At 69.2% G+C, this 26,305-nt stretch carries 19 protein-coding genes and 2 pseudogenes; 5 read left to right on the forward strand and 16 right to left on the reverse strand.

The window, feature by feature from the left end; all coding sequences use genetic code 11:
- Nucleotides 1-172 precede the first annotated feature (172 nt).
- The gene (locus ACFY2X_RS31705; RefSeq protein ID WP_389945486.1) at nt 173-1,384 is read left to right on the forward strand and encodes a hypothetical protein; all 1,212 of its coding nucleotides are present in this window, start codon (nt 173-175) and stop codon (nt 1,382-1,384) included.
- 74 nt (nt 1,385-1,458) lie between these two features.
- Here ACFY2X_RS31705 and ACFY2X_RS31710 read toward each other — a convergent pair whose 3' ends face one another.
- On the reverse strand, nt 1,459-2,028 hold the full coding sequence (locus ACFY2X_RS31710; RefSeq protein ID WP_389945489.1) for a PadR family transcriptional regulator: 570 nt from the start codon (nt 2,026-2,028) through the stop codon (nt 1,459-1,461).
- A gap of 93 nt (nt 2,029-2,121) precedes the next feature.
- Between ACFY2X_RS31710 and ACFY2X_RS31715 the strand changes: the two genes are divergently transcribed.
- A complete protein-coding gene (locus ACFY2X_RS31715) occupies nt 2,122-3,285 on the forward strand; it encodes an FAD-dependent monooxygenase (RefSeq protein ID WP_389945492.1) in 1,164 nt (387 codons plus the stop codon).
- Nucleotides 3,286-3,349: 64 nt separating this feature from the next.
- Here the strand turns inward: ACFY2X_RS31715 and ACFY2X_RS31720 are convergent, their stop codons facing one another.
- The 4 genes from ACFY2X_RS31720 to ACFY2X_RS31735 form a co-directional block, all read right to left on the reverse strand.
- Nucleotides 3,350-4,453, reverse strand: a complete 1,104-nt coding sequence (locus ACFY2X_RS31720) for a sulfite oxidase (RefSeq protein ID WP_389945495.1) — start codon at nt 4,451-4,453, stop codon at nt 3,350-3,352.
- Between the two features lie 240 nt (nt 4,454-4,693).
- Nucleotides 4,694-5,941 (reverse strand): RNA polymerase sigma factor, encoded by a 1,248-nt coding sequence (locus ACFY2X_RS31725; protein WP_389945545.1) that lies wholly within the window; start codon nt 5,939-5,941, stop codon nt 4,694-4,696.
- Between the two features lie 2 nt (nt 5,942-5,943).
- The gene (locus ACFY2X_RS31730) at nt 5,944-6,306 is read right to left on the reverse strand and encodes a YciI family protein (RefSeq protein ID WP_389945498.1); all 363 of its coding nucleotides are present in this window, start codon (nt 6,304-6,306) and stop codon (nt 5,944-5,946) included.
- A 397-nt stretch (nt 6,307-6,703) separates the two neighbouring features.
- Nucleotides 6,704-7,369: a recombinase family protein gene (locus tag ACFY2X_RS31735; protein WP_389945501.1), complete on the reverse strand. Its 666-nt coding sequence runs from the start codon at nt 7,367-7,369 to the stop codon at nt 6,704-6,706.
- Between the two features lie 429 nt (nt 7,370-7,798).
- On the opposite strand from ACFY2X_RS31735, the gene ACFY2X_RS31740 reads away from it, so the two are divergent.
- Together ACFY2X_RS31740 and ACFY2X_RS31745 are read left to right on the forward strand one after the other, a co-directional pair.
- Nucleotides 7,799-8,212 carry an SgcJ/EcaC family oxidoreductase gene (locus ACFY2X_RS31740; RefSeq protein ID WP_389945504.1) on the forward strand — a complete coding sequence of 138 codons (414 nt, stop codon included), beginning with the start codon at nt 7,799-7,801 and terminating at the stop codon, nt 8,210-8,212.
- Between the two features lie 390 nt (nt 8,213-8,602).
- Nucleotides 8,603-9,589 carry a sigma-70 family RNA polymerase sigma factor gene (locus ACFY2X_RS31745; RefSeq protein ID WP_389945506.1) on the forward strand — a complete coding sequence of 329 codons (987 nt, stop codon included), beginning with the start codon at nt 8,603-8,605 and terminating at the stop codon, nt 9,587-9,589.
- A 294-nt stretch (nt 9,590-9,883) separates the two neighbouring features.
- On the opposite strand, the pseudogene ACFY2X_RS31750 reads toward ACFY2X_RS31745, so the two are convergent.
- The 5 genes and pseudogenes from ACFY2X_RS31750 to ACFY2X_RS31770 form a co-directional block, all read right to left on the reverse strand.
- Nucleotides 9,884-11,690 (reverse strand): annotated as a pseudogene (locus ACFY2X_RS31750) (transposase); the annotation flags it as partial.
- 168 nt (nt 11,691-11,858) lie between these two features.
- Nucleotides 11,859-12,143 (reverse strand): annotated as a pseudogene (locus ACFY2X_RS31755) (DUF4158 domain-containing protein); the annotation flags it as partial.
- Nucleotides 12,107-12,334, reverse strand: coding sequence for a hypothetical protein (locus tag ACFY2X_RS31760; protein WP_389945509.1), 228 nt, complete (start codon nt 12,332-12,334; stop codon nt 12,107-12,109). The gene ACFY2X_RS31760 and the pseudogene ACFY2X_RS31755, both read right to left, overlap by 37 nt.
- Nucleotides 12,335-12,519: 185 nt before the next feature.
- On the reverse strand, nt 12,520-13,710 hold the full coding sequence (locus ACFY2X_RS31765; RefSeq protein WP_389945512.1) for a hypothetical protein: 1,191 nt from the start codon (nt 13,708-13,710) through the stop codon (nt 12,520-12,522).
- Nucleotides 13,711-14,573: 863 nt separating this feature from the next.
- The gene (locus ACFY2X_RS31770; protein WP_389945515.1) at nt 14,574-15,827 is read right to left on the reverse strand and encodes a hypothetical protein; all 1,254 of its coding nucleotides are present in this window, start codon (nt 15,825-15,827) and stop codon (nt 14,574-14,576) included.
- A 147-nt stretch (nt 15,828-15,974) separates the two neighbouring features.
- Between ACFY2X_RS31770 and ACFY2X_RS31775 the strand changes: the two genes are divergently transcribed.
- On the forward strand, nt 15,975-17,123 hold the full coding sequence (locus ACFY2X_RS31775; RefSeq protein ID WP_389945518.1) for a site-specific integrase: 1,149 nt from the start codon (nt 15,975-15,977) through the stop codon (nt 17,121-17,123).
- A gap of 513 nt (nt 17,124-17,636) precedes the next feature.
- Here ACFY2X_RS31775 and ACFY2X_RS31780 read toward each other — a convergent pair.
- The 6 genes from ACFY2X_RS31780 to ACFY2X_RS31805 all read right to left on the reverse strand — a co-directional run bounded on the left by ACFY2X_RS31780 (nt 17,637) and on the right by ACFY2X_RS31805 (nt 26,181).
- A complete protein-coding gene (locus ACFY2X_RS31780; RefSeq protein ID WP_389945521.1) occupies nt 17,637-18,503 on the reverse strand; it encodes a universal stress protein in 867 nt (288 codons plus the stop codon).
- 204 nt (nt 18,504-18,707) lie between these two features.
- A complete protein-coding gene (locus ACFY2X_RS31785; protein WP_389945524.1) occupies nt 18,708-21,164 on the reverse strand; it encodes a cation-translocating P-type ATPase in 2,457 nt (818 codons plus the stop codon).
- Nucleotides 21,165-21,467: 303 nt separating this feature from the next.
- Nucleotides 21,468-22,469, reverse strand: a complete 1,002-nt coding sequence (locus ACFY2X_RS31790) for an Acg family FMN-binding oxidoreductase (protein ID WP_389945526.1) — start codon at nt 22,467-22,469, stop codon at nt 21,468-21,470.
- A gap of 13 nt (nt 22,470-22,482) precedes the next feature.
- Nucleotides 22,483-23,148, reverse strand: coding sequence for a CBS domain-containing protein (locus tag ACFY2X_RS31795; RefSeq protein WP_389945528.1), 666 nt, complete (start codon nt 23,146-23,148; stop codon nt 22,483-22,485).
- A 355-nt stretch (nt 23,149-23,503) separates the two neighbouring features.
- Nucleotides 23,504-25,750 (reverse strand): heavy metal translocating P-type ATPase, encoded by a 2,247-nt coding sequence (locus ACFY2X_RS31800; RefSeq protein ID WP_389945531.1) that lies wholly within the window; start codon nt 25,748-25,750, stop codon nt 23,504-23,506.
- Between the two features lie 41 nt (nt 25,751-25,791).
- Complete coding sequence (locus ACFY2X_RS31805; protein WP_389945534.1) at nt 25,792-26,181, reverse strand: universal stress protein; 390 nt, start codon at nt 26,179-26,181, stop codon at nt 25,792-25,794.
- Nucleotides 26,182-26,305 lie beyond the last annotated feature (124 nt).

Below are 26,305 nucleotides of genomic sequence, written 5' to 3' on the forward strand. Positions count from 1 at the left end.
TCGCGGCATTCGGGTCTTGGGTGTGAGTGGTGCTGCGTACGCTGCCAGGAAGTCGCGTACGCCGTAGAAGGGTGTAAAGGTGCCAAATCTGGAGATCGTCGCAGAGGTCACCGCGCCGGTGTCGCGGGGAGCCGCTGAACGAGGTCACCGCCCGTCTCAAGCATCTCGTGCCATGCGCGTCAAGCGCCTGGCCGCGTTGTGCGCGGCTGCCGTCCTAGGCGCGGGGTGCGCCGCCACGCCGCCGCGAGGTGCGCCCGCGCCGACCGCCACCTCCCCCGGCGTCACCGCGGCAATCCCGGAACCCTCTCCAGCCCGCACGGCCCGGAGCCGGGGCTGGCAGCTTGAGCATGTCGGCGACCAGCGCGGAACCCGGCTGAGAGCGGTCGCAGCCAGCGGCCCGCGCGACGTGTGGGCGCTCGGCAGCCCGAACGAAGGCGCCGGCCGACTGCTGCTTCTGCACTTCGACGGCCGGCGCTGGCACGAGCGCCCCGCACCCGAGATGACGTGGGACTCCAAGGACTACGGGAGGTTTCCCGCGCTGGTGGCGACCGGACCGCGCGACGCCTGGATCTTCGCCGCCACCACCGCTCTGGCCGCGCACCACTGGGACGGCGAGCGCTGGAGCCGGATTCCGCTACCGGACATGGACTACAACCCGGGCGAGCGGGCCGGTGCCACCGCCCTCGCGCCCGACGACGTGTGGCTGGTGGTTGGAGATCACGCCGCGCACTGGGACGGACGGGCCTGGACGGTCATGCGCCTGCCCGCCTGGGCGGCGTCGGTATCGGCCGCGGCGCCCGACCAGGTATGGGCGGTCGGCGGTACCGGCCGGCCGCTCGCGCAGGGAAGCTCCAGCTCGCAGGCGGCGACCATGCGCTGGGACGGCCGGTCATGGCAATTGGTCCCCGCGCCCGAGGACCGCACACCAAGCCAGGAGATCAACAGCCAGGGCCGGCCGGACGGCAGCATACCGAAGATCAGGCTCACCCAGGTCGTCGCTCACGCTCCCGGCAACGTGTGGGCGATCGGCACTCGCGAGGTGTTCGACTACGAGGACGGCAGCAGAGGCACCACGATCACCATGCACTGGAACGGCACGGCATGGTCGCAGGTGTCGGACTCGGCCGACGTCAGCGCGTCCGGCTCCGACGGCGCGGACGGGATCATCCTGGTCGACTGGGACGCCGATGAGGGCGGCTTGAGCGGGACCTTTCGGGTCGCGCCCGACAGCAGCCAAACCAAGCTACCGCCGATGGCAGGGGCGAACCGCAGACGCGAGGTCGACGTCTCCGCGATGAGCGCGGTGCCCGGAACGGGGACGGTCTACGCAGTCGGCTTCGCCTATGGCAAGAACTCCGGGCCCATGATCGCCCGCTACCGCTGAGCTCCACCACCCTGTGACCGGCGTGTTTGGTCCCCCGTAACCGCCGGCCGTCGTCCCGATGCGCCTCAACCTCGTCAGGGGCTCTGCCAGGAGAGGCGGCCTGAGCGCAGATCGTCGATCACCGCGCACAGCCAGTCCCGCTCGGTCACGGCGACCGCGCGCAGATACTCGGTCTCCAGTGCGCCGACACGGGAGTGGCCGTCGGCCGCGTGAGCGGCCAGGACGGCGTCCAGCGCGGCGAGGTCGGCGGCGACGTTGCCGGCGCGGCGCTCCAGGGCGGCGAGGGCCTCCTCCGGAGCGATCATGAGCAGGTGGGAAACAGCGGCGGGGAACTCGGGGAACTCCCGCCTGCGGGTGGCCAGCATCTCGTCCATCCAGGCGCGGGCGGTCGCCCGGCCGGCGTCGGTCAGCTCGTAGACGGTCCGCTCGGGATAGGCCTGGTCGCGCTCGGTGTCACGGACTCGGATCAGGCCCTCGGCGGCCAGCCGGTCGATCGTCCGGTAAAGGCTCGCGCGCTGACTCACGTTGACGACCTGATCCTTGCCCCACTGCTTGATCAGCCGCTGCATCCCATAGGGGTGCAGCGGTTTGTAGTGGAGCAGGGCCAGCACGGTCAGGGCGAGAGGTGAACTCCGTACGGTCATGCCTGCCATCCTATGCCAGAAACTAGTTGACCTATAACTAGTTTCAGTGAAACTATCCAGTCTGTGACGGACGAACTCTCCCGAGGAGTGAACATGAGCAGCGTACGGACGGCCCTGGTGATCGGCGGCGGCGTGGCCGGGCCGGTGACGGCCCTGGCGCTGGCCCGGGCGGGGATCACCGCCACGGTTTTCGAGGCCCACCCCACGGCCTCCGACGGGGTCGGCGCGATGCTGTCCCTGGCCCCCAACGGCCGCAACGCCCTGGGGGTGGTCGGCGCGGACGAGGTGGTCGCCAAGGTCGGACAGCCGGTTCCGGGCGTGGTGATGGCCGATGCCACCGGGCGGCGGCTGGCTGACTTCCACGGCTTCCCCAGCCTGCCGCCCACGCTGGCCATGGCCAGGGCCGACCTGTTCCGCGCCCTCGCCGACCACACGGCGGCGCAGGGCGTCGAGATCCAGTACGGCAAGCAGCTGGTCGACGCGGTCCAGGGCCCGGACGGCGTGACCGCCACGTTCGCCGACGGCACCACGGCGAGCGCCGACATCCTGGTCGGCGCGGACGGCATCCGCTCCACCGTTCGCACCCTGATCGACCCGGACGCGCCCGGCCCGGTCTACGGCGGGGTGCTCAGCTTCGGCGGAATCGCTCCCGGCGATGACGTCGAGGCCGAGCCGGGAACGATGTACTTCGCATTCGGCCGGGCCTTCCTCGGCTACTGGGCGCTGGCGGACGGCCGGATCGTCTGGTTCGGCAGCCTGCCCAGCGAAGAGCCGCTGACCTCCGCCCAGGTCCGCGCCGTGCCCGCCGCCGAATGGCTGGAACGGCTGCGCGCCCTGTACGCCGGGCACATCCCCGGCCAGACCCTGCTCGCCCGCACTGTGCCCGAGGACCTGATGGCCGTCGGCCCGATGGAGGCGATGCCGGACGTCCCGGCCTGGCATCGGGGCCGCATGGTCCTGGTCGGCGACGCCGCGCACGCCCCCTCCTCCAGCTCCGGCCAAGGCGCGTCGCTGTCCGCCGAGAGCGCCGTCGAACTGGCCCGCTGCCTGCGTGACCTGCCCACCCCGGAGGAGGCGTTCGCGGCCTACGAGCGGCTGCGCCGCCCCCGCGTGTCGATGATCGCCGGGGACGCCGCGGCCAAGAACAAGGCCAAGGCGGGCAAGGCGGGAGACCGTCCCGCGATGCCGACCCCCGAGCAGATGTTCGCCCCCGTGCACCGCCACCACATCGACTGGGACGCCCGCGTCACCGCCTGACGCCCCGAGGGCAGGTCACCGCGGACCCGGGCGGAGCGCCTCGTACGGCGGCGCGGCGGAGGAGTCATCGCACGAGGACCGGCACTCGCTGCACCTGGTTGTTCGCCATGCCCTGGCTGTTCCACGGCTGTTCGACCGGCTGGACGTTACCGGCGGCGTCGCTCGCCCGGACGCACAGGTCGTAGCGCCCCGGTGCCTGCGCGTGCCACGTCCACCGCCAGGCCCGCCAGGCGTACCGGCTCGGCTGCGGACCCAGCTCGGCCTCCGCCCAGGTCGCGCCGCCGTCGACGCTCACCTCGACCCGCGTCACCGGTCCCCACCCCGACCAGGCCCGGCCGGCCACCTCATGGACACCGCGGTCGAGGATGCGGCCGCGGGTCTGGAACTCGGGAAAGCCGGGAGGCTGCATGAGCGCGCGGGGCCGGATCCGGGTCACCGGTTCGCCGGTGTCGTCCGGCTGATGCTTGATCCGGTATGCCGTGGCGTTCTGGTAACCCGCGAACGGCGTGTCGAGCACCGAGATGCGCACGAGCCATTTCACCTGGGCCATGCCGTACCAGGCGGGCACCAGGAGGCGGAGCGGGGCGCCGTGCTGCGGCGGCAGCGGCTGACCGTTCATGGTGTGCACCAGCAGCACGTCCTCGCTCAGGGCCTCGGCCAGCGGCAGGCCGCGCGTGTAGTCCTGCTCGACGCCGCGCTCGATGCCGTGGTCGGCGCCGGTGAACGCCACGTCGACAGCGCCGTCCCGGATGCCTGCCTCGCGCAGCAACGGCGCCAGCGGAGTGCCGGTCCACTCGGCCGTGCCGACCGCCTCGTCCAGCCAGGGCTGGCTGATCGGCCGAGGGTCGAGCCGGGCCCGGCCGTTGCCGGCGCATTCGAGCGTGACTCGGTGGGTGACGTACGGCCTGGCCCGGAGCGCGGCGAGGTCGAGCGTCAGCGGGTGCTGGACGTGGCCGTCGATCCGCAGCCGCCACGCCTGAGGGTCGATGCAAGGGATGTCGTAGTGGATCAGCAGATAGTGCAGGCCCACCGGGGTGACGTCGTAGCGCAGCGCCTCCAGCGGCATGCCGTGATTGCGTGCCGCGAGCCGGAGCTCGTCCAGCGAGATCTTCTCGCCGGGATCTGCCACTCTCGCTGGCGGGCTGACCGATTCGTCGACTGTGGCCATTAACACCACCCCTTGTTCCGTGTTAGCCCCTCGGAGAAGCAGGTGTCCAGCTCCCAGACGGCAAATTCACCGGTAAAGCTGATATGTCAGGATGTCTTTACGGATCCAGCGGCCCGCTCGGATCGCACGCGCCGCGCCACACCCTCACCTCCCGGCTCATCCACGACGCTGAGAACCCAACCCGCCGCCGAACCGGAATCAGGCCGGAGTCAGGATCGCCCCGACATCGCTGGTTTCCGCTCAGTTCCGCTTGGGGGCCAGTCGTGCTGCACGGAAAGTGAGATGACGCCGTTCCGGTGCGCTGATGGTGCGTCGGGCGGCGTCGCGGTAGGCGTCCGCCGCGGCGTCGAGTTCCCCCAGCAGCTCCAGAAGATGACCTCGGGTGGCGAACAGGCGGTGGTGGCGCGCCATGTGCTTGTCGGATTCCAGCGTTGCGAGCAGGCCGAGTCCGGTCGCGGGGCCGTACACCATGGCGACGGCGACCACGCGATTGAGAGTGACCATAGGATTCGGCGCGATCTGTTCCAGCAGCTCGTACAGCGCGAGGATCTGCGGCCAGTCCGTGGCGTCGACGTGGTCGGCCTCGTCGTGGACCGCGGCGATGGCCGCCTGCAGCTGGTAGGGACCGACCTGTCCCCGGGGCAGGGTCCGGCTGATCAGGTCGATTCCCTCCGCTATGAGCCGGCGGTCCCATTGGCCGCGGTCCTGCTCGGCCAGCGGCACCAGGTCGCCGCCGGGCCCGGTGCGTGCGGGCCGGCGCGCGTCGGTGAGCAGCATCAACGCCAGCAGTCCCGCCACTTCGCCGTCATCGGGCAACAGGCGGTGCAGCAGGCGGGTAAGCCGGATCGCCTCACCCGACAGGGCCGGCGTGGTCAGGTCGGCGCCGTCCGTGGTGGTGTACCCCTCATTGAAGATCAGGTACAGCACGTGCAGCACCGCGTCCAGCCGTTCGGCGTGGGCGGCTGCCTTCGGCATGCGCAGCGGCGTCCCGGATGCCTTGATGGTCTGTTTGGCCCGGCTGATGCGCTGGGCCATGGTCGTCTCAGGGACCATGAAGGCCGCGGCGATTTGGGCGGTGGTCAAGCCACCGACCGCGCGCAGCGTCAGCGCGATCCGGCTCGGTTCGGACAGCGCCGGGTGGCAGCACAGGAACAGCAGCGCGAGGGAGTCGTCCCGATCCGTGCCCGGTTCGGCGTCGGCGGCGTGGCTGAGCAGCTCCGCCTGCGGGGTGGCCAGGGCGATACGGTCCTCGCGGCGCCTGCGTGCCTGCTCGCTGCGTACCTGGTCCACCAGCTTTCGGGACGCGACGGTGACCAGCCAGCTCCTCGGATTGTCCGGCAGTCCCTCGGCGGGCCACTGCAACGCGGCGGCGAGCAGTGCCTCCTGCACGGCGTCTTCGCACGCGTCGAAGACGCCGTACCGGCGGACCAGGGTGCCGAGGACCTGCGGCGCCAGTTCGCGCAGCAGGTCCTCGGCGCGGCGATCCACGCTCACATGTCCGCCGCGGACTCGTGCAGGACCGGCCACAGCTCGACCGGATCCTCGGAGGCGAAGGGCATGTCCGCCGCGATCTGCTGCGCGCGCTCCTCGCTCTCACAATCGAGCAGGTAGAAGCTGGCGATGTACTCCTTCGTCTCCAGGTACGGTCCGTCGGTGACCACTGGGGCCCCGTCCTTGCGGCGCACGAGCCTGGCGCTGACCGCGTCCGCCAGGCCGTAGGCGCCCAGAAGCTCCCCGGTCTCCCGGTATTTCCTGTTGAACGCCTCCTGCTTGGCGATGGCCTCCGGCCACGCCTCCGCCGGGAAGGAGTCCCACTTGGCCTGGTTGCCGTAGATCATCGCTACGTACTTCATCTCGGGTCCTCTCAGAGTGCCGCGCGCCCCGTCGGCGCGCTGTCACCCTTCAGTCGGGGTGGGAAACGGAACCTCGACATCTGGCGACGGCTTTCTTCGACTTTCCTTCAGCGCCGCGGATGACAGGTTCAAACGCCCGAGCGACACAAGCGGCCAACCTACGGCATCCTGCCCACCGCCGAGTTCACCGCCCCGGCGCGCAAGCTTTCAGCCGGTGGCCTCCGCTGAGGACAGGGGGAGAAACCCAGGGCCTCCGTGCCGGACACGATGCCGAACATCGTGAGGCAGGTCCGGGGCTGAGGAACAGCGGTACAGCCATTATCGGTGAGATTGATCTTGGCGGTCGCGATGCCCGCCAGCAGGTGTCATCTGCCCCGAACGAGACATCTTTCCGAGATCAGGCCTTCTTGATGGGAGTCGTCGCGTGCTGCCCTGAGCGGAGCTCTTGGAGATCGGGGATGTGGTTGTAGAGGGTGCCGACCGAGATGCCCAGCAGCTTGGCGATCGAGGTGACGGAGCGCTCGGGGTCCGGGAGTAGATCTCGGGCAGCCTTGAGGAGATCGGCATCGACGACGGTGGGACGACCGCCGGTGCGGCCGCGAGCCTTGGCGGCGGCCAGGCCTTCGTGGGTGCCGGCCACGATGAGCTCGCGGATGAACTCGGCCAAAGCAGCGAAGACGTGAAAGACGAGTCGGCCGCCGGGGGTCGTGGTGTCGAGCTGCTCGTGCAAGCTGGTGAAGCCGACCTCGCGGCGGCGCAGGTCGCCGACCATGGTGATGAGGTCGTGCAGGGAGCGGCCGTAGCGGGCCAGTTCGGGCACGACCAGGGTGTCGCCGGCGGACAGGAAGGCGTGGCAGGCCGCGAGTTCTGGTCGCTGGGCGTTCTTGCCGGATTTCTTGTCGGCGAAGATCTTGCGGCAGCCGGACGTGGTCAGGGCGTCGATCTGGCGATCCAGGCTCTGGCCGCGGGTGGAGACGCGCGCGTAGCCGATGCGGATCTCGGACCGTACGGCGGGGAAGGCGGCGAGGAAGTCCTCGGGAAGGTCCAGCGGGGCGGTCTTCACCCCCGGATTCTCTCAAAAAACGACCTTCAGAGTTGTTGAAGACGCCAGGTTGTTGAAGTGAGTTTTTGAAGCCCATCCGCCCTGGTCGGTCTCGGCAGCATCAAGGCTTCAATAAACGATCGTTTTTTGAAGACGCTGCCGACTCAGCCCCGGCGGGGTCGGGCCGTCACCGCCACTCGGGTGCCGCGTGCCGCGCACGAACATCCCCCTGATCAGCGGGGGGACTAATCAACATCATGCTGCCCTCGACCACGCCCCGCCGGGGCCGGCCCGAAGAGGTCGCACGCCCGGCGGAACGGCGGCCAGGCCCGCCCTCGAAGACGTAGAGACGGATTTTCATCCGCCGCGATGAGTTCCGACCCCGCCGCCGGTATGTACTCACGAGCTCGCCGGACTACCTCGGGCGAATCGATCACAAGGGAGAATCCAATGTCGAACAGTCATGCGGCAGACGAGGCCGCCATCCAGGCCGTACTGGTTGACTCCTACAAGGCGTGGGAGGCTGGCGACGCCGACGGCATGGTCGCCAACTACACCGCAGACGCGACCGCCATCATGACCGGCTCGTTCCGTGACAGCCGTGACGTGATCCGTCAGAACATGGCCCTGGCCTTCGATGGGCCGCTCAAGGGCAGCTCGACCTACAACAAGCAGCTCAGCATCCGCTTCGTCGGTAGGGACGGCGCGATCGTCATCAGCGAATCCGCCATCCTGTTCCCCGGCGAGACCGAGGTCCCAGACGACGTGCGTAAGGTGAACGCGACCTGGGTCTTCGAGAAGCGGGACGGCCAGTGGCTGATCGCCGCCTATCACAACAGCCCGGTGCTGGCGCCTGCGCAGTGAACCCTTCCCTGTAACCAGCAGTGACCGTATGCAGGGCATGACGAATATCGGACCGAAAAGCCCTGCATCGCTCTGATCTGTAGGAACTTCACTCCCCGATGGCCAGATGCCCTCGCATGGGCGCCTCGGACCTTGCACCACATGCAACCCGGAGGACCCACGACGCATCCGAACGAAATGTCATGCCAAGGGCCTGGAACAGAGGCCCTTGGCATGACATTCGTACCTACGAGCGACGTTCAGGAACAGCACTAATTATCCAAAATCTGGGATGTATGCCATGGTCAGGTCGTTGATGACCGCGCGGGTGACCTATCCGCCCATAGCGGATTGTCACTGCAGTCGCCAGGCATGGTGGTTGTGGCGGTAGTGGGGATGGAGCGTGGCGTGATGACAGGGAAGGAAGGGTTCGATCGTCGGATCGAACCGTTCCGGACGGAGCTGCTGGCGTACTGCTACCGGATGCTCGGCTCGGCTCACGACGCGGAGGACTTGGTCCAGGACACGTACCTGAGGGCGTGGCGGGCGCGGGAGCAGTACGACGAGACCCGCAGCTCACTGCGCACCTGGCTCTACCGGATCGCAACCAACGCCTGCCTGACCGCCTTGGAGGTCCACGGTCGCCGACCGCTGCCATCGGGACTGGTGGCCGCGTCGGATCCGCTCGGGCCGTTCGTCCAGGGAGAGCACGCCGCCTGGCTCCAGCCCTTGCCGGACTCGCTGCTGGACGCGGGCGACCCGGCTGGGGTCGTGATCGACCGCAGCAGCCTGCGCTTGGCGTTCGCCGCCGCCCTCCAGCACCTGTCGGCGCGTCAACGCGGTGCGCTGATCTTGCGTGACGTGCTCAGCTTCTCCGCGGCCGAAACGGCGGAAATCCTTGGCACCACCGTCATGTCAGTGAACAGTTCCCTGCAGCGGGCGCGTACTCGCGTCAAGGAGATCGGGGTCCGGCAGGAACGGGTCAGCGAGCCGTCTGCGGCCGAGCAGCGCGCCTGGGTCGAGCGCTATATGAAGGCATTCGAGCTGGCCGACGTCGAGGGCCTCAAGCGGCTGCTCACCGAGGACGTGATCATGGAGATGCCGCCGATGCTCAACTGGTTCTCCGGCCGCAGCAACTACGGCCTGTTCATGGAATGGGTCTTCGGGGCGGCTGGGAAGGACTGGCTCCTCAAGGAGGTCGCGGCCAACGGTGGCCAGCCCGGATTCGCCGCCTATCAGCGCGTCGGTGACGGGTACAACCTGCACACGCTCCAGATCTTCACCGTCACTGACGAGGGCATCACCCGGAACTCGGTCTTCCAGGACCCCAACATCTACGCGACTTTCGGCCTGGCGGCCAAGCTCGACGACCAGGGACTTGCCATCGCCGAGGCATAGTGCGGTGACCGTTCGCTTTCGAGTGTTATGCCGCTGGGGCTGGGTCGGCCCCAGCGGTGTCCGCGTTCGCTCCGGATGCGGGCGCGTTCGTGGCGTTGGGCGCCCGGTACGTCGGGGTGGCAGGCCCAGGAAGGCCCCAAGGCGCTCCACGAACCGGAAGCGGGCGCCCCGCCATGACCTGGGGAAAGTCCTCAAACGCCCAGAACAAGCCAAGTCGCCGCACCCATCGGGAAATCGGCCGAGCTTCCCCGCGGCTGCTGCTGAGCGCGTCGCCCGGCACGCGCGCGAGACCCTTCATGCCAGTTCTTCCTCGGTGTCGCGAGCTGCTGGATCGCGCAGTGGCCGTAGCCCCTCGCGGGGCTGGGAGGCGGCGAAGCTGTAGCGGCCCAGGAGATTGAGGTGCCGCTGGCTCAGCGGTGACAGCCGGGCCACGTCCTCATCCAGAACCTCACGATCCTTGGGCGGGTGGGCGCGCAGGTTCGTCACGGCCGCGTCCAAGTAGCGGCTGTTCCACGGAACGATCGCGTTGAGCACCAGGCCGAGCGAGCCTAGCTGGTCTTCCTGCCCCTCGCGGTAGGCCTGGTGGATGCGGCCGCGCCGGCCGTGGCAGACGTCCCGCGCCAAGGTGTGGCGGGCCTCTTGGATCGTCAGCTGCCGGTTGACCCGGCGCCGGTAGGTGTCATCGACCGGATCGATCACCGCCAGCAGGTGCAGGGTCTTGGCGATCCGACCGTACTCGGCGAACGCCTGCCCGAGCGGGGTGGGACGACCGTCACGGCCGAACATGCGCAGCAGGTCATAGGCCCTCACCTGGTTGGTGATCAGTGATCCGGCCACGCGGAGCATGTCCGGCCACCAAGTGGTGATCTTCTTGGTGTTGATCCTGTTGCGCGCCAGCGCCTCCAGCGGCCCGTAGGTTCCGCGCGGCCCCTCGGGCAGGTCGGCACACCACAGCCGCTGATCGGCCAGGTCGGCGAAACGCGGCGAGAAGCGGTATCCGAGAACGTCAAACACGCCGAAGACCATGTCCGAATAGGAGGCGTTGTCGGTGGTGACCATCTCCGGCTTCACCCCGCCGTCCAGATTCAGCAGGGCATCCAGAATGTGCAGGCTGTCGCGCGGGGTGCCGGCCACGACCATCTGCCCGATGCCCGACACCTGGTCATTGATCGCGTTCAGCCAGGTGATACCGCGCTTGAAGTGGAAGTACTTGGGCGACGGGCCGGAGTTGATGCTGTGCTTGGGCACGATGAAACGCAATCCGTCCACCGAGGCGAGCAGGCCGCCATCCCACAACTGCACGATCGGCACCGCCGACTGGGCACCGATCAGTGCCGCGTTGGCCGCGGCGAGGGTGTCGCCGCGGAGGTAGTACTGATCCACGTGAGCCAGCCGGTCACGGGTCAATGCCCGGTAGTGCGGGTTGATCACCGGGGTGAGGCCGATGTTGCACGCCTCGCTGACCAGCAGGGCGACCAGCGAGGTGGGCAGGTCATCCATGCGGGTCCCGCCATCGCCCAGGTGGACGAAGGCGTCCAGGAATCCGGTCCAGGCGTTCACCTCGAACAACAGGTCCGGCAGGTCGATCCGCGGCAGCATCGCCGACGTGGTCGCGCGCAACCAGCGCAGCGACTCACTTTCACCCAGCGCGCCCAGCCGCTCCACGTTCAGCTTGGGTCCGCCCTTGTCGGAGGCGACGATGGAGACCTTGGCCTCCTCGCCGGCTTCTTCCAGCCGCTCGGCCATCTGCCGCCAGGCGCTCCTTGTCGGTCGCCCGCCGCGCCGGATTGATCAACTTGGTGGCCATGAGGAGCACGAACAGGTCCAACGCATCATCGATCGCCATGGCCTCCAGGTGCCGCACGATCGCACACACCATCGCTGTGCGCTTGGGCTCACCGGCCCGGGCCAGATTGGGCGTCTTGCTGCCCGATCCATAACGGGCCAGCGTCGACAGCCGATTTGGCGGCACGTGCGCCAGCCTCAACCGGCCCAACCTGAACGCGGAGATCTCCTCCACCCGCTCCAGTGCCTTGGCCATCCCCGTGCCCGTGGTCCGGGTCGGCGGCCGCCGCAGCCGCTCCAGATGCGACCACCGCTTGCCCTCGGGAACCCGTAACAAGGCCACCAGCTCGGCCGATAGTGCCGGGTCGGCGCGTCGTACGGCGCCGGCCACCGTGGCATGCAGACGCCGTTCGGCTGCCGCGCGCACCTCCGACACCTGCCGGGCCAGCACCTGCACTCCGGGCAACAACACCCGGTGGCGGCGCAGCCAGCCGACCGCGTGATCGAACAGCGCGACCGGGCCTTCGGCATGGATCCACGCCCGTCCGTGCAGGAAGGTCCGGAACTTCCGGCCCGCCTCGCGGTCCTCGTATACCCGGTAGCCGTAGGCCTTGCGGATCTCCCAGGCATGGTCGTACAACGTCTGCCTGCGCGCTGTGTATGCCTTGATACAGGAGGGATCGTCGACCCCTAGCTGCTCGGCCAGATACTCCACCACCGGCCACGGCACATTCAAGCGATCTTCCAGGAAAAGGCCGACGGAGCGCACCGTGCAGAGCTGCAAAGCGAAGCCGAGTTGATGTGACCGGGTTCGGCCAGCGCGATCAAGTCCCGATCGACGTCATCGAGGTAGACGAACCGTTCCAGCTCCGATCGCATCGGCACCTCGGCGAACGTCCCATACGCCGCTGCCTGCTCATCTGTCAGAAATTCCACCGGCACGGCGCGGACGATATCCATCCAGATCCACGCCAGATGGCGCGGTGATCGAACCGATGCCGGGTCGGATCGGTCCAACCAAAAGCAAGATCAATCTCACCGATAACGGCTGTACCGCTGTTCCTCAAGCCCGAGGTCGGAGGCCGACACCGCCACCCGGTCGCCGGCCGCCGGTCGCGAGCCTGGTCCTCGTCGCCTCATCGGGTTCACGGCTGAGGAGTGGTCGGTTCGGAGCGGTCTGCGCTGACTCGCAACTCCGCCGTCACCGCGCGCTCCCGGAGCTGAGCGGCCTCGGCGCGTAGTGCCTCCATCTGCTCACGCAGATCGGACAGCCTCGTTTGCTCCATGGCCAGCTGCATTCTCACCTCGTCCCGCTCGGCCTGTGCCTGAGCCGCCTGCGTCGTGGCACGCTCCTGCGCCTCGGCGATCTTCTCAGCAGCCTGCTTTTCGGCATCGGCCAGCTGTCGCGCCGTCCGCTTCTCGATCTCAGCAACCCGTTTCTCCGCGCGAGTCGCCTGAGCCCGGGCCTCAGCCGTTTCGGCCAGTGCCTGACCGCGTGCCTGTGTCTCCTTTTCGGCACGCGCCATCGCGCGATCCCGCTCGGCTTCGATCGCCTGGGCGAGGGCGGCGGTGGCGACGGCGGCTCGTTCGGCCTCGGCTTTTGCCTCCTGAGCGGCGTCGGCCGCGTTCTGCGCCCGGTCCCGCTCCGCACGTGCCTGTTCGGCCTGCGCCTGCTCCTGGGCGGCTCGTACCATCGCCTGCTGGGCTTGGGCCTCGGCCGCCTCCACTCGCTCGACCATCTCCTGCACCGCTGCGTCTCTCTCGGCCTCGGCACGTTCGGCGCGCCGTCTGGCCTCCTGCTCGGCATGCCTGGCCATGCGCTCGGTGGCGGCCGCCTCGTGCAAGGCGGCCAGCGCCTGCTCCCTGGCGGTCTCCGCGTCGGCCAGGGCGATGTCACGCTCGTTGTTGGCCTCTTCCACCTGCCGCGCCATCGCGTCACGCTCACGGCGAGCATGGCCGGTGGCCTCGCGTGCCAGCCGCACCTGCTCGAATGCCTGCTCTCGCTCGGTGCGCGCGATCGCCACACGGGTGTGGGCCTCGGCTTGCACCGCGCTCAGCTTTGCCTCCACCCCGGCAGGGCTCAGCTCGTCGGCCAGCACCTTCGCCAGCGGCGCGATCGCCGCGGCCATCCCCTTCTCCATGCGCTCGTAGAACTCCTCCGCCCGAGCCAGCGCCCCTTCCAATCCCGGTGTCGCGCGTTTCAGCTCCCGCTCCCGTTTGGCCGCCGCCTGGCAGTCACCCTGCCGGCAGTAGGCCCGCGGCCGCCCTCGCCCGGCGCGCTGCTCGATGGGTGTTCCGCAGTGCTTACACGGCGTCATCACACCTGACTCGTCCACCGCTCCAGGGTAGCATTTTTTATTTTCTGGAAATTCAAAGTCAATAATAAAGATCTGTTGCGCCACCATCGATCGCCAGTAACTACCGGGAATGTGAATTCCCGCCGGTCGAGTTCGAGCGGTACGCCGATTGATGCGGTGCTGCATGTCCTGGCTCAGCTGGGATTCGTCATTTCGCCGACATGGGGTTTCGTCACTTGGTGTCAGCGAAATCGTCGCCTCGTGTCAGTAACGTGAAGACCTCTCACTTGCTTGCCGCTTTTGTGCAGGTTTCGTCTTAATTTTTTGAGCGCTCGCCCCCTCCCTCGGTGGATGTTCCGTAGCCCGGTGACTTGGCCCCGTTCGGGGTATGCGCTCCTGGACGGCGCAGCGATACTCCCCCGGCTGAAATCTGGTGACGTTTCCTGCGAGCTTTTGACGGTGCTGTGGCTGCTTGAGCTGCGGTTTCGTCATTTTCTGTCAGCAGAAATCGTCACCGGGATGTCAGTGGCGGCCATGCGCTGATCGACTGGTTCGACGTCGGGTCGACGATTCCGGTACGCAGCCGCTGTGGAACGCGGCTGGATGACTCGGCCTCAAGGGTGCAGAGTGGGCTATGGGCAGCCATTGATCATCTGAGCCGATGATGGCCAGATGCCGGTCGCCGCCACCTTGTAATCGCCCTGGGCCGTCACCAGGTCCAGCCCGGCCTGAGGCTCACTGGTGAACGCTCGCTGGGCATTGTGCGGTGTGGTTGTCGGCGGCCGTGGTACCGGCCGCGCCACCGTGTGGCCCTTCGGCTCTCCTGCCTCTGGCCGTCGACGCCGCGTCTGACGGGCGGATCGATGCACGCTGACCTGTGGCAATACTGGCCGGTGACGGCTTCATCGGTTCTGTTCGGGCTCTGCGGCGCCGGGCGCGGGGTGCGCCCGCAGCTGGTCGATCTCGGTTCGTAGCTTCCCTACCTCGGCGTACAGGGCGTCATTGCGGGCCTTGAGGTCCTCTCGCTGACCGCGTAGTTCGGCGAGCAGCTCCTGGTCGGCCTCGTGCAGTGTCTGGACCCGGATCAGCTCGGTGACGCGGGCCTCGGCCTGCTGCCGGGCGGCCTCCAGCTTGGCGCGCAGGTGCTGGGTCTGCTCGTCGTGGCGCTGGCGCACCCGCTCGAGGTCGGCGTGGGTGGCCAAGGCCTCCTCGCGTGCTGTGGTGGCGTCGGCGGTAGCGGTGGCCAGTTGCAGCGCCAGGGCTGCGGCCCGGTCGCTGTGCTCACTCAGCTGGGTCCGCAGCCGGGCGCCGGTGTGCTGCGCGGTCTGCAGCTGGCGGCCGCGTTCGGCGAGCTCGTCGTCCAGTGCCGTGCGGGCGGCTTGCAGCTCGCGGTTTTCGGTGCGCAGGGCGCGCAGCTGGTTGGCCTGGTTGGCGGTCACGCCTTCGGCGAGCTCAGTGGCCTTCTTGGCGTCGCCGAGCTTTTCGCCGAGTTCGAGCACTTCGGCGCGGGTCTTTTCCCCGATACGTTCCAGGTCGGCACGGGCGTTGTCCTCGCGCTCCTCGGCCAGTCGCTGGGCCTGCTCGGCTTCGCGCATCCGCCGCTCGGCACTGATGCGGGCGCGATCGGCGGCCGCGGCCTGCTCGCGGGCGATCGCGGCGTCCGCGCGGTCCTCGGCGGCCTCGGCTTCGGCGGCGCTGATCCGGGCCAGCGCGCCGCTCTCGGCCAGGTCGACCTTTTCGGCGAAGCGGTCGACGAGCGTGCGTAGTGCCTCCTGCAGCGGACGCGCTTCGGCCAGGATGGCGCCGGACTCGGCCACCGCGGCGGTCACTGCGGTGATCTGCTCTTTACGCCGAGCGCGGGAGGCGGCGGTTTTGCAGGCGTCACTGCAGTACTGGCGAGGCCGGCGGCCGGTGGAGCGCGGCAGCGGCTGGCCGTCCCAGGCACATCGGCCGTGCGGGGCCGCCGCATCGGCGGCGGGCGACGGGAGCGGTTCGGCCGCCACGCCCGGCCCGCCGTCGAAGCGGCCGGTGGTGCCGGGCGGGGCGTCGTCGAGCGGTGCCGCGGGCGGGTCGGCCGGGTGACCTCGTTCCGGGCGGAGGTCGAAATCGGTGTTATTCGGGTCGCCCGCAGGGCGGGTCGATGCGTCGTCGGTCACTCAAGCACTCTATCAAAACGTGTCTTGTCGACACGATAAAAAATCGAAGCGTCACGTTACGATATGTCGGCGGTACTGCACGCCGAGCAGGCTTGCGATAACTTTGCTTATCGCAAGCCTTAATGAAGCTGATGATAGGATGATCGGATGACTCTGAAGCGCCAGGACACCGACGCCGCACCCGGGCTAGACGCCTCCCCCACCGCGCCGGGACCCGTCCCGTCCGGCGTGCTCGCCCCCCGTTCCGTCGAGCACACGGCCGCGACGGGCGGAGCGATCGTCCTGGACGGGGTGCTGATCCCCGGCGCGCTCCGCCCGGCCGACGAGCACCTGACCGAGGACGCGGAACGGCTGATCGCGGCGGCCCCGGCGGCCAACACCACCCGCGCCTATGCCCGTGCCTGGACCGACTACCTGTCCTGGTGCACCGCCACCGGCCGCACCCCGCTACCGGCCACCGCCGCCACCCTGGCCTCCTTCGTCGCCGAACTGGCCGGGCGCGGCCTGGCCCCGGCCAGCATCGACCAGGCGCTGGCCTGCGTGCTGTCCGCGCACGGCAAGGCCAACCTGGCCAAACCGCACACCACCGCCGCCCGGGACGCGCTGCGCGCCCACCGCCGCGCCTGGGCAGAGGCGGGCAACACCGTTCGTAAGGCCCCGCCGATCACCGTCGAGATCCTGCGCCGCCTGCTGGAGCACACCCCCGACGACACCGTGGTCGGCATCCGGGATAGGGCCGCGCTGGTGCTCGGCTTCGCGCTGATGGGCCGGCGCAGCGAACTGGCCGCCCTCGACTGCGAGCACCTCACCTTGCTGCGCCAGGGCCTGGAGGTGTTCATCCCGATGAGCAAGACCGACCAGGACGCCGCCGGCGCGACCGTCGCCGTCCCCTACGGCTCCCACCTGGCCACCTGCCCGGTCCGCTCGATACAGGCCTGGCTGGCCGTGCTCGCCGAGCATGGCATCACCACCGGGGCGCTGCTGCGGCCCATCGACCGGTTCGGCCGGATCGGCGGCACCCCCGGCTGGGCCGGCCGCGGCGGACTGCGGCTGTCCGGCGTCGCGCTGAACACTATCGTCAAGGACGCCGCCCGCCGCGCCGGCCTGCCCGACGCCGAACGCTACAGCGCGCACGGGCTGCGCGCCGGCGGCGCCACCACCTTGGCCGAGGCGAACGTGCCCACCGGCAAAATCGCCGAACAGGGCCGGTGGAAGCCCACCTCCCCCACCGTGCACGGCTACGTCCGCGCCGTCGACCGCTGGAAGGACAACCCCATGACCAAGGCCGGGCTGTAGCCGCATTTGCCGAACCTCAGGAATCTTCACCAGACACGACAGGGCGGTGGGTCGTCTGGCAGTTGGGTGGCAGCGCGTTGCAGGCGCCGGGGCGTCCGTCTGCGGTGTATGACTTCGCTCTAACTATGAGTAACTATGAGCAGGCACTTGGCGGATATATTCAGCGCGATCTCCGTAGACCGCAGAACCGCCAGCTGCGCGGAAGATCCAGGAAGCGCAGTCTTGACTACAAGGGGAAACCCATGCGGCTCGTTGCCGCCACGCCGTCCGACGGTCAGGAGACGGCAGTATTCGCCGCATGGATGAACCGTCATGAGCGAGATACGGAAACTCGCAGGCCATAGAGGATCAACATTTTAGAAGAGTGAAACGACGAATGTCGCGATGGGAGACATCGGGGAAACCCTGGCCCAGGTCACAGCCCCGGCCTATGACCCGGCAATTGAGACCCTGCAAACACCGTGGCTTCCGAAAAGCTCAAACCTGTAGTCGCCGAGAAGATGATCTCCTAGATCAGGCGTGCCTGGGTGTCGTCGTGGCAGGGGTCACGACCAGCGGGCAGGCGGCATGGTGGAGCAGCGAATGGCTCACCGAGCCCAGAAACAGCCCGGTCAGATCGCCGCGTCCGCGCGATCCCAGAACCAGCAGGTCAGCGTGCGTCGAGGCGTCCTTCAGGACGTCCACCGGATGCCCATGCTCCACCTGCTCGGTGACCTTGACGTCCGGGTAGCGCTCGCTCCGACCCGCCAGGGCCTCGGCCAGCAGGCGCCGCTCCCCCTGGGCCATCTCTTCTGCGACCTGCAGGGCGAAGGGCCCGCCACCGACGACCGGCTGCCTCCAGGCGTGAACCGCCCGCAGGACGGCGCCACGCAGGGACGCCTCGGCGAAGGCGAATTCGATGGCGGCTTCCCCCGCCGGGGAGCCGTCGACGCCGACAACCACCTCGCCGTGTGCCTGTGCGGGCAACCCCCGTACAACGACTACCGGGCAGGCCGCATGTCCGGACACGCCCAGCGCGACCGACCCGAGCAACATTCCCCGGAAGCCGCCCAGGCCATGGCTGCCGACCACCAGGATCTCCGCCTCCCCTGCGGCCTCCAGCAGGCCGAGCCGGGGATCGCCCGGCAGCAGCAGCGACTCCACCTCGACACCGCTGTCTTCCTCGCGCGCCCGTTCCAGAGCCTCCGTCAGCGTGGACCTGGCCCCCTCGCGCATCCACCGACCCACGTCGGCGTGCGGGGCATACTCGGGCATCTCGTAGGCCCAGGCCGGTATGACGTGCGCGACGCGCAGCGTGGTGCCACGCAGTCCGGCCTCCCGCACCGCCCAGCCCACGGCCTCAAGTCCAGCGCGCGAGCCGTCGACTCCTACCAGGATCATGATGTTCTCCTTCTTCTGGCTCCATCACATCGCCCTACGGCACGGCGAGGACACCGGCGAAAGTCCCCTCCCCGCAGGACCTCTGGCCATCGCATGAGCGAGACGACGAACTTGTGATCGTCCTCTTCCCGATCACTACTTCGAAACAGAAAGGACCAGGTAGGAAAGCATCTCCTGAGCCGGACATGGTGCGGAGATCCGCCGTCAGGGGGCATCGGTATCTCTCCCTCCGAGTCGGCGTGTGAGATCGCAGAGCAGCGGGGTGAGCACCGCGGCGGTCAAGGCCATCGCCCATCCGGCCGGGGGCAGCGGCACCAGGGCCAGTGGGGCGCCGAGCGGCGGCACGAGGGTGACGAGGGTCTGAAGCAGGACGGTGGCGGCGACCGCGATCAGGAGCGTGCGGCCGTGCCACCAGCCGTGTTCGAGAGTCCACCGGCGGGCCCGCACGACGTAGGCGAGGGTCAGCCGGGCGAAGACCAGCGCGAGTACCGCCTGGGTGCGCACCTGTTCATCACTCCAGCCCATGCTGCGGGCGATCTCGACCACGGCGATCACGAGCAGGCCGACGATCAGGGCTCGCACCGTGACCCGGCCGAGCACGGCACCGGACAACAGGCCCCCACGCCGCGGCTGAAGTGTCAGGGGATCTCCCGGGGGCCGGTCGACGCCGAGGGCGATGGCGGGAATGCCGTCGAGCACCAGGTTGATCCAGAGCAGATGCACGGGAAGCAACGGGATGATCAGATCTGGCCAGAGGATCAGGCCGGCGAGCACCAGGATGATCTCGGCGAGGTTGCCGGTCAGCAGGTAGCCGATCATCGAGGCGACGTTGTGGTGCAGGCGCCGTCCCTCGCGCACCCCGGTGACGATGGTGCCGAGTTCGCCGTTGGTGACGACGACCGCGGCTGCCTGGCGGGCGACATCGGTTCCCTCCTCGCCTGCCATCGCCACGCCCACGTCCGCGTGGCGCAGCGCGGGCGCGTCGTTGACGCCATCGCCGGTCATGGTGACGACCTCGCCGTGCTCGCGCAGCACGTGGACCAGGTCGAGCTTGGTCGCCGGATCCACGCGGGCCAGCACGGCCGCCCCGCGCAGTCGCGCGGCCCTGTCGTCACCGTTGAGAGACGCGCCGGTGATCACGGGGTCGGATTCGATGCCGACCTCCTCGGCCACGGCACGGGCGGTATCGCCGTGGTCTCCGGTGACCATCATGACCCGGATGCCGGCCGCCCGGCAGTCGGCGACCGCTTGGCGAGCCGAAGGCCTGACCTCGTCGCGTAGTCCGACCAGGCCGAGCGGGCGCAAGCCCTCGGCGTCCAGATCCATGGTGTCCGCCTCGGCCAGCGCGAGCACGCGCAGCCCCTGTCGGGCGAGCCCTTCCACGGCGTCGGTCAGGCGCTGCGTCTGCTCGCTTTCCGCGCAGCGGACCAGCACGACCTCCGGTGCTCCCTTCACAGTCAGCAGCGGACCGTCGGTCACCACCGCCATGGACCGGGTCTCGGCATCGAACGGCCGGCTGGCCAGGCGTGTCTCGCCGTCGGTGAGGTAGGCCCCGCGGCGCTCGGCAGCCGCGCGCAGCGCCACGTCGACCGCGTCGCCGAGCCCGTCGCGGGCGTCGTTGCAGCGCAGCGCGGCTCGCCACAGGTCCGCCCCGGGAACCGTCACCTGGTCGACGACCGTCAGCCGTCCCGTGGTCAGCGTCCCGGTCTTGTCGGATGCGATGACGGTGGTAGCGCCGAGCGCCTCGATCGCCGGGAGCCGTCGGACGATCACGCCCAGTCTGACCATCCGCTGGGAGCCGAGCGCCAGAGCGGTGGTGACCGCGGCGGCCAGGCTCTCGGGGACCGCGGCGATGGCCAGCGCGACCCCGGCCAGCACGATGTCCAGCAGTGCGGCCTCGCCCCGGCCGACCCGGGTCAGCCCGATCAGGACCATGGCCGTCCCCGCCACCAGGGCGAGCAGGCCGATCCGACGGGAGGCCTGCGCCAGGTCCATCTCCAGCGGCCCTTTCGTCCGCCCTTCCAGGGCTCCGGCGATGCGTCCCATCTCGGTCGCGGCGCCGGTCCGCTCCACGACGGCCATCCCCGAGCCGCGGACAACGAGGGTGCCGGAGAACAGTTCCCCGTCGCGGTCGCCGAGCGGGGTGTCGAGGCCGGTCACACCGCCGGCCCGCTTGTCCGCCGACTGCGACTCCCCCGTCAGCACGGCCTCATCGACGGCCAGGGCACTCGCCTCGATCAGACGGGCGTCGGCGGGCACCCGGTCGCCCGCCGCAACCTCGATCACGTCGCCGGGCACGACCTCCGCGGCGGGAACGCGCCGGGTGATGCCGCCGCGCCGTACCTTGGCCATGGGCGCGGTGAGCGTGCGCAGCGCGCGAACCGCCTGGTCGGCCTTGGCCTCCTGGCTGACCCCGATGACCACGTTCACCAGCAGGATCGTCAGGATCGCCGCCCCCTCGGGGACCTCGGCCAGGATCACCAGCGTCACCAGTCCAGCGATCAACAGCAGGATCGACAGCGGGTCGGCGAGCTGCCGCGCCGCGCGGGCGAGCAGGGTGGGCGGCCTGGGCTGCGGCAGCTCGTTGGGCCCGTGTTCGTCCAGTGACCGGGAAGCCTGGGCCTCGCTGAGGCCTGATGTGGTACCCGCGTCGATGTGCATACGCTCACCAGATCATCGTGGCGGCAGCCAGATCGTGAGGCGAAGGCCATCTGAGTGAGGGACCTTCGGCCTTTACCCTCCTCACTTGGCGGAGCTGTCTTGTGAAACGCGTCAGCGACGATGACGCCAGATGAGGCTACGGTCTGCGGCGCTGATCGGGCGGATTATCTTCGCCGACTGCGTCTGGCCGCCTTCGGCATCGTTTTCTGATCAAGCCGGCCCCACCGGTATGCGCCCGTCCGGCCATGCGGCCCGCGGGCGCCGGTGTACGGCTCGCTGCCGTGGGGTTTTCCGACTTTCCGGTCAGCTCCGCCGGCGCTCTTCCAGCACGTCGGCGACCGGCCGTCGGACACCCTCGCTCTCGTCGAGGGTGAAGCCCAGACGCAGGATCATCTGGGGATACTCGCCCGACAGCAATTCCTGCCGCAGGAACTCCCGCAGGTGGAACATCTCCAGAGCCTGGGTGTGGAAGGCCGCGCTGACACCGTAGGCGGAGGCGTGCAGCAGGACGCGCTGCAGCGCCTGGCCGGCCGCGACCCAGTCCTCGCGGGAGTCTCCCGGGGTGGTCAGGACCGCCACAAGCCCGGCGGAGGCGGAGTCGAACTGATCGGCGTCGCTGCCCCACGAGTGCCCGTGGCCGTAGTCGCGCTGGGCGAAGTGCGGATGGGTCCGCCGGGGTTCACGCGGGTAGCCTTTCGCGGGCACCCCCTCCTTGCGAGAGCTTCCGGGCGGCTGAGCCCAGCGGAGCACCTCCAGGGTGAACAACCGGTCCTGGGACTGCACGTCCTGGGCGGCGTTGGTGAGCGCGGCGAGCACCCGGACCGCGGCCTCAGAGTGGACCGGTGTCAACCGCGCCCCTTCGGTGGCCGCCTGAGAGACGAGCGTCTCGACAAGGTGGTCTGGTACCGGCGACTCGATGAATCCGGCGCGGTGGGTGCGGCGGCGTTCGATCTCGGCATGCAACAGCCGGGTGTGCTCATCGACGGCGACCGCCGCGCCCATCCGCACCGTCGCCAGCAGGGCGGGACGGTCGGGGTCGGGCAGCACCCGCACCTGCGGTTCGTAACCGAGCGCGCGCAGCGCGAGCCGTGTGTTCATCAGGGCGGCACCGCAGCTGATCAGCAACTCCCGGCCCGAGGGGTCACTGATCCGCAGCTTCCTGTCGCCGTCGGCGCGCAAAGCGATCTCCTCACCGTTGGTGACGAAAGACCACGGCTGGGTGTTGTGCACCGACGGTGCCCACACCGCGGCCTGGATCGCCGTGCGGATCGCAGAGGTGATCTCCTCGGTTGTGCAAGCGCTCATGGCTCCACCTCCATCACAGGTAGAGGGGTGGGACGCGGACCAGATCGTCGGACCGGCAGGTGAGGCTGTGTTCAATGGTGAGGACACCCTCGATTCCGCGGACCGCCGCAACGAGGCGCGAGATCTGCGAGCGGAAGCCGACCTGGCCCGTCAGCGTGACCACGCCCGCCTCAATGCCGACGGCCAGCTTCTCCCGGTTGACATAGAGCCGGTCACAGATCTCGGTGATCTCCTGATCGATCTCCTCGGCGGGACGGGCGAAGACCTTGAGCAGGTCACTCTGGCGGACGCATCCGGTGATGCGCCCGGTGACCGCGTCGACCACGGGCAACTGCTTGATCCGATACCGGTGCATCAACCGTGCCACGCCCCGGACGGAGGTTCCTCCCGTGACGGTGATCATGGGGGTGGTCATGATTTCCCCAGCCGTGGCGCCGGCGGCCTTCCTGCGTTCCTCGGACTTCCTGCGGCTTTCGAAGATGCCACTCGTGTGCTCGCCGGGATCGGTCTCCTTGAGGAACAGGTCGTTTTCCGAGATCACGCCGATGGGACGCTTGTCGGCATCGATGACGGTGATCGTGCCGATCTTGAAGCGCAGCATGGTGTCGACGACGTCGATGAACGACGCCTCTGGCCGCACCGCGACGACCACCGTGTCCATGACATCCTTGGTCTGCATGATTACCCCCCAACATGAGCATTCCGGAGCGGTCTCGGGGGTGTCAGCGGCGAAGGTCCCCGATGCGGAGGACTTATGGTCTGCTCTGCGTGAGCCGCTGGCGGAGCATTCCGCAGGTCCAGCCCTTTAAGGCAGGGCGGGCGGAGTGAAGACAACCGCAAACCAGGTCACCACCGTGAGCGTGTACGCGTGTGGTCGACGGTCAGGCTGTGGGCTGGATCCACCATGGGCATCACGCCGGGCCGCAGTTCCCGAACAGGGTGACCGTCACCGCACGATCGCCGTGACACCGGCCGTCGTCTACGGTCATTCAAGAGGGTAACTATCGTTCGACCGCCCCGGTCGCTGGGTTCGGTCACGCCGGTGAGCCGGCGCTCATGGAGAAGTAGGCCTCCTCTTCCTGATCGAAGTGGAGGAGGAGGACCGCGTGCAGGCCGTAGAGGCAGGCGCGCAGGTCGTCGAGCTGCTCCGGGTGCGGTTCGCCGTCCTCGGCGAGGGCGAGGTGACGTCCCAGCCATCGGACGAGCCGTTCGATCTCCGCGTGCGCCCTACTCATGGTCATCGTGGCTTCGGGGCTGCCGAGGACATGCCCCATCGCCGGATACAGACGCCGTTCCTCGGCCCGTTCGTGTGGGAGCAGTCGTTCGGTGAGGAAGCCGTGGATCTCCCTCAGGCGATCGAGGACCGCCGCTGTGGGGTACCTGCCCAGCTCGTCGGCTGTCTCCCGGATCAGCTCCAGAGATGGCCGCAGCGAGGAGTGCTCCATCTCAAAGCGGCGCAGCATGGACTCGGTGGAGGCATCGACCATGGGCTGGGTTCGCCGTGCGGGACGCAGGGCCCGCAGCGCATTGACGATCACTGTCACGTCGATGGCCTCTTGCAGCAGGGCACCTGCTGTGGGCGGCAGCGCTCCGGCCGCGGCTACGATCATGGCCAGCAGAGAGAGTGTCATTCCCGCGGCGGCGCTCTGCACAGCGATGCGGCGGGAGCGACGGGCGACGTCCATGGCGTCGGCGAGCCGACCCAGGCGGTCGGTGGTGAGCACCACGTCGGCCGCCTGAGTGGAGGCGGCCGATCCGTGGGCGCCCATGGCGACCCCGACGTCGGCGGCGGCCAGGGCCGGGGCGTCGTTGATCCCATCGCCCACCATCACGGTCACCGCCTTGGCCGCCTCTTGCCGTACCGCCCGTACCTTGGCGGCGGGGGTCTGCTCGGCCAGCACCTGATCGACACCGAGCACCACGCCCACGCTCTCGGCGACCTCGGCCCGGTCCCCGGTGAGCATGACCACCCGCTCGATCCCGGCGGCGCGCAGCCGCCTCAGGGTCCGTGCCGCATCCGCCCGTACGGCGTCGCGGAGCAGGATCACCCCGGCCGCTTCGCCGTCCACCGTCACCCAGACGGTCATGGCGCCGTCCAGCGCGGCCCGTGCCCGCTGGGCCCGCTCCCACTCCGAGGCGGCGGCGGCCGTCGCCTTGCCGACCTCTATCCGGCGCCCCTCCACCAGCCCCGTGGTACCGGTACCCGGGACCTCCTGGACCTCGGCCGGTTGCGGCAGCCCGGCCGGGTGCACGCGGGCGGCGTCGACGATCGCGGCGGCGAGCACATGGGACGACATCTGATCCACCGCAGCCGCCAGGCGCAGCACGTCATCGGCGCGGACACCAGGCGCGGCCACGACGTCGGCCACCTGGGGCCGTCCGGCGGTCAGCGTTCCGGTCTTGTCCAGAATGAGCGTGCGGGCCTGCCCGAGCCTTTCCAGCGCTCCTCCGCCCTTCACCACCACACCGTGCCGCGCCGTGCGAGACAACCCGGAGGCGATGGCCGCGGGTGCGGCGAGCAGCAGCGGGCAGGGGGTGGCGACGACCAGTACGGCGACGGCCCGCACCGGCTGGCCGGACAGCAGCCAGGCGGCTCCTGCCAGCAGGAGCGTGGCCGGCAGGAACCAGGCGGCGAACCGGTCGGCGAGCCGTACGACAGGGGCGCTGTCCGCTTCGGTCTGCCGCGCCAGCCGTACCACTCCCGCGTAGGTGCTCTCGGCCGCGCTCCGGGTGGCCCGCAGATCGAAGGCGGCATCGGCGTTCACCACGCCGCTGCGCACGCTTTCCCCCACAGCGTGCTCCACGGGCAGTGATTCTCCTGTCAGTGCCGACTCATCCAGCAGTGCGAGGCCACCTGCCACCACGCCGTCGACGGGGACCGTCTCCCCGCTGGGGACCAGCAGTAGGTCGCCGGGGTGAACCTGCTCGACCCGCACAAGGCGAGGCACCCCATCCTCGTAGCGTCGGGCCGAGTGCGGGGCGCGTTCGTACAGGGCGGTCAGGTCCCGGCGGGCCCGGCGCAGGGCGTAGTCCTCCAGTGCCCGGCCGGTCGCGAGCATCACACCGATCACCGCGCCGGCGAGGTACTCCCGTACGGCAAGCGCCCCGGCCAGGGCGAGTACGGCGATGGCGTCCACGCCCAGTCGGCCGCTCCGCAGTGCCGACACCACCCATCCCGTCGCGGGCACCAGGGCCACGCCGGTGACTGCGGCCCACACGATGTCACCGGTAGTGTCTGCGCCGGCCACGTGAAACGCGACTCCGGCCAGCAATCCAGTCACTGTGAGCCAAAGAAGTGTAATGGTGCTAAAACACCTCATATTCATAACTTTCGCAGCGGGCTGTTCCGGCCCAGAGGCAGAGGTCCGCTCAGTTCAGCGACCCCGCCGAGCCCTCGGCGGCCGATCACCAGCATCTCCGCCGCCCGGCTCAGCGAGACCAGCTCCGGCCCGGGAGCCCCCCGGGCCAGGATCGACCGCACGGCCCGGCCGGGCAGTAACCGCTCGGCCAGCTCCACACCGTCGATCAGGGTGCGGCCCGCGAGCCTGCGTTCCCGCTCGGCGACCCCGGCCTCGCGCTCCGCGCGGGGGCCGTCCCAGACGTGGCAGACGGTCAGCTCCACCAGCCGCGCCCTGCACTCCTGCGCCGCCCACTCGACGGCGGCACGGCTCTGCGGCGACCCGTCGAACGCGACGATGATCTCTCGTCTCATGGATCACCGCCCGTCCGGGTGGGACACCACATCGCCCAGAGGTCGCAGAACGAGGTCAGGACCGCTTCCACGTCATTCCCCGGAAGCGTCGGGCAGCACCGGGATCAGGCGGAACATCCCCGTC

This window comes from Streptosporangium sp. NPDC000396, assembly GCF_042898655.1.
Taxonomy (GTDB): Bacteria; Actinomycetota; Actinomycetes; order Streptosporangiales; family Streptosporangiaceae; genus Streptosporangium.

Excerpts from the sequence above, each read along its gene's own strand:
- ACFY2X_RS31775 (WP_389945518.1), top strand. The coding sequence starts at position 15,975 with ATGACTCTGAAGCGCCAGGACACCGACGCCGCACCCGGGCTAGACGCC.
- ACFY2X_RS31720 (WP_389945495.1), bottom strand. The coding sequence starts at position 4,453 with ATGGCCACAGTCGACGAATCGGTCAGCCCGCCAGCGAGAGTGGCAGAT.
- ACFY2X_RS31745 (WP_389945506.1), top strand. The coding sequence starts at position 8,603 with ATGACAGGGAAGGAAGGGTTCGATCGTCGGATCGAACCGTTCCGGACG.
- ACFY2X_RS31710 (WP_389945489.1), bottom strand. The coding sequence starts at position 2,028 with ATGACCGTACGGAGTTCACCTCTCGCCCTGACCGTGCTGGCCCTGCTC.
- ACFY2X_RS31705 (WP_389945486.1), top strand. The coding sequence starts at position 173 with ATGCGCGTCAAGCGCCTGGCCGCGTTGTGCGCGGCTGCCGTCCTAGGC.
- ACFY2X_RS31795 (WP_389945528.1), bottom strand. The coding sequence starts at position 23,148 with ATGCAGACCAAGGATGTCATGGACACGGTGGTCGTCGCGGTGCGGCCA.
- ACFY2X_RS31790 (WP_389945526.1), bottom strand. The coding sequence starts at position 22,469 with ATGAGCGCTTGCACAACCGAGGAGATCACCTCTGCGATCCGCACGGCG.
- ACFY2X_RS31715 (WP_389945492.1), top strand. The coding sequence starts at position 2,122 with ATGAGCAGCGTACGGACGGCCCTGGTGATCGGCGGCGGCGTGGCCGGG.
- ACFY2X_RS31740 (WP_389945504.1), top strand. The coding sequence starts at position 7,799 with ATGTCGAACAGTCATGCGGCAGACGAGGCCGCCATCCAGGCCGTACTG.
- ACFY2X_RS31785 (WP_389945524.1), bottom strand. The coding sequence starts at position 21,164 with ATGCACATCGACGCGGGTACCACATCAGGCCTCAGCGAGGCCCAGGCT.
- ACFY2X_RS31780 (WP_389945521.1), bottom strand. The coding sequence starts at position 18,503 with ATGATCCTGGTAGGAGTCGACGGCTCGCGCGCTGGACTTGAGGCCGTG.
- ACFY2X_RS31730 (WP_389945498.1), bottom strand. The coding sequence starts at position 6,306 with ATGAAGTACGTAGCGATGATCTACGGCAACCAGGCCAAGTGGGACTCC.
- ACFY2X_RS31805 (WP_389945534.1), bottom strand. The coding sequence starts at position 26,181 with ATGAGACGAGAGATCATCGTCGCGTTCGACGGGTCGCCGCAGAGCCGT.
- ACFY2X_RS31760 (WP_389945509.1), bottom strand. The coding sequence starts at position 12,334 with ATGGATATCGTCCGCGCCGTGCCGGTGGAATTTCTGACAGATGAGCAG.